This is a genomic window from Planktothrix sp. FACHB-1355, assembly GCF_014748295.1.
Classification (GTDB): domain Bacteria; phylum Cyanobacteriota; class Cyanobacteriia; order Cyanobacteriales; family Aerosakkonemataceae; genus Aerosakkonema; species Aerosakkonema funiforme_A.
Window position 1 is genome coordinate 1 of sequence record NZ_JACJUP010000950.1, and the last position, 2854, is coordinate 2854.

A 2854-nucleotide genomic window follows, 5' to 3' on the forward strand; every position below is an offset into this window, starting at 1 on the left:
ACATCTCCAGAAAAGGATCTCAAAGGCAGGCAGGATGCCTACCCCACAAGAATTTTTGGAGATATCTATTAGATGGTGGGTTACAGTGCGGGAAACAAACTATTTTTTTGTGTTTTGAAATAATCGTCCGCACGTAACCCATCCTACAAATTGTTAGTATGTTTTTCGGTCTACGGGACTTCGATCGGTATCAGCGCATTTTCCGGCAAATAACTGGAGAAACGATCTCCTTCCGAGAGAACCAAGATCAGCCTGATGGGATAATCTGGTTCAACGTGCAAATCTGCCCAAGGAACTGCCAATTCCAAACAACGGTCTAGGGCGACTTGGGCGCGACTGGGACGGGAATGCCATTGCCAATGTTCGCCAGCTTCTTGGAATAAGACAGAATTAGTCAGTAAGTTAATCCCCAAATGGTGACGGAAAAGGTAATTGAGGGGTGGTTCCTGGGGTAGATTTTGCAGGGGAATGGGACTGGTGGACATAGTGCGATCGGGATAGTACCAAAGTAAATTCAACTCTGGCGGACAACCTTTACCGGGTAGAATGCCACTTTGAAAATCTAACCGCAGATAGAAGTTAAGGTGATCGACGCCGTACCAAATGCGCTGGATCGCACTGCTGCGGTGCATTGTTCCCCTTGCACCACCAATTTCGATCCGACCGGCTTTATCCCAATCTTGTTCGTCGCCGATACCATCAATAATGGGATGAATAAAGCTTTCCGGTCGGTGGTCGCCTCGCGCTTCGTGAACTTCTACCGGTCGCTGCACATTCTCCGGAATTGGTAAGTTCAACGCCTGATAGATAGCAGCTAAATGTTCGCGGAACAGTTGGTCGAAAATGGCATCTTGATTGGAGGAATGTCCTTCGCCAAACCACCAAAACCAGTCGGAACCTTCTGCTGCAAACAAAGCTTCCCAAGCTTCGGGGTTATTTTCTTCAGTTGCTTCTGGATGATTTGCCAGTGTTTGTCGCGCATCTGTGAGGAGTTCCCAAGCGCGATTTTTCGCTGGGTCGCCGATCCAAGTTGTCAGATTACCATCTACCCAAGAACCGGTGTGCAGTTTTTCGGCGGGGATAGTTTCGGTGGGGGGGAATCGATCGATAAATTCCGATACTGTGACCAGCTTCAGTTCTTTGTGCGTGTTTAAAGTCTGATAAAGTGATTCCAGGAATGGTTTGCCGTCTAGTTGGTAATGTTCCCAGCAATTTTCGCCATCTAGGGCAATGGTAACCAGCCAGGGTTTTTGCAAGGCTGTACCGCCACCTTGACAGTATTTCAGAGAACGGGCGATCGCTTCCAAATGGCCCACCAGATCCGTTGCCGCTTTTTTCGGTTCCATCGACCCGTAGGTAAAGCCGATCAAATCTGACAAGCGGTGGTCGCGAAACACAATTGCCAAGTCACCAGCCGGTGTTTGCAAGCGATAGGGACGGTAAAGAAACTCCGGTTCCGTCACATTACCAGACCCATCGCGGTGGAAAAAGTGCTTGATGCTATTGCCCAATATCGCTTCATCGGAAACTAGCCATTTAAATCCCTGCTTGGCAACGTAGGGCAAAATTTTTGGCCCAACCGCTTGTTCCGAAGGCCACAATCCGCGAGGTTCGCATCCGAAGCGTTCTCGATAAAAATCCCAGGCTTTTTGTAAATGCCTGGGAATATCTTCCTCCCACTGGAAGCGACGCTGGGGTAAATTCATGTTGGGTACCGCCACTCGTCCGGCATTTGTATCGGCAAGCAAAGGTAAGATGGGGTGAGTGTAGGGCGTGGTGGTAACTTCTAACTGTCCGGCGGCTTGCATCTGACGGTGTTGGGGAACGATGCGGCGCATGATTTCTTGCTGTTTAGCATAAATCTGTTCGCGATCGCCTAAATTAAAACCTTTCCCCTTTTTCAACCATTGTGCAATTTGCGGGTCATCCCAAAACAAAGGGTCAATCCAAGCGAGATTGTGCCAAGCTAATAAATCGCTGTAGTCTTGCGGAATCCAATTTTCTTGACACCACGATCGTCCTTTTTCCTGTCGTTGTTCGTAAAGTTGGGCGTAGCGAGGGTTAGGATCGATGAGGGTGTGGTGATTGGCATCAAAAAAATGCTCGATGATGAATAATTTCTGTGCTTCGGTCAGCTCTTCTGTCGGTAAAAGCGATACTGCCAGGTAAGGATCGATCGCCTTTCCAGCAATATACTCTTCTAATTGCAGAATTAGAGAGGGAACCAGGTTCACTGTTTGATGCAGCTTGGGATAGCGTTCCAGCAGCAATACTAAATCCAGGTAATCTTTAGTAGCGTGCAGACGCACCCAAGGCAAATGGTATTCACCCATTTTAGGCACCAATTCCGTGGGATCTGCCAGAAATTCCCTGCTGCGACTCTTGTACAACGGTTGGTGCTGATGCCAGATGAAAGCGATGTAGAGGGGATGGGACATAAGGATTTTAGATTTTAGATTTTAGATTTTAGATTTTGGATAATCGGTTATTAATCCAAAATCTAAAATCGAAAATTACATGACCTGTTCGACTTCGGCAATTTCCGGGATCATTTCGCGCAGACGGCGCTCAATGCCCATTCTCAGGGTCATGGTGGAACTAGGGCAAGAACCGCAAGCACCTTGCAGTCGCAGTTTGACGACAGGGCCATCTAATTCGACCACTTCCACATTGCCGCCATCCGACATCAAGTAAGGGCGCAATTCATCCAAAACGGTTTCGACGTTTTCAATTGTGAGTTCCATCGTTTGAGACCTCCTTTACTTGCAGAATATTTCTTGGAGTTGCAGCTATGTCGATCCTAGTCCACTCAAGGATAAAAAATTTAACAAATATAGCTAGGGGATAGGGGCTA

At 47.7% G+C, this 2854-nt stretch carries 2 protein-coding genes; both read right to left on the reverse strand.

Going from position 1 to position 2854, the window contains the following annotated elements:
- Positions 1 to 170 precede the first annotated feature (170 nt).
- Positions 171 to 2438 carry a glycoside hydrolase gene (locus H6S82_RS27380; protein ID WP_190469303.1) on the reverse strand — a complete coding sequence of 756 codons (2268 nt, stop codon included), beginning with the start codon at positions 2436 to 2438 and terminating at the stop codon, positions 171 to 173.
- A gap of 75 nt (positions 2439 to 2513) precedes the next feature.
- A complete protein-coding gene (locus tag H6S82_RS27385) occupies positions 2514 to 2744 on the reverse strand; it encodes a NifU family protein (RefSeq protein ID WP_190469306.1) in 231 nt (76 codons plus the stop codon).
- Positions 2745 to 2854: the final 110 nt, after the last annotated feature.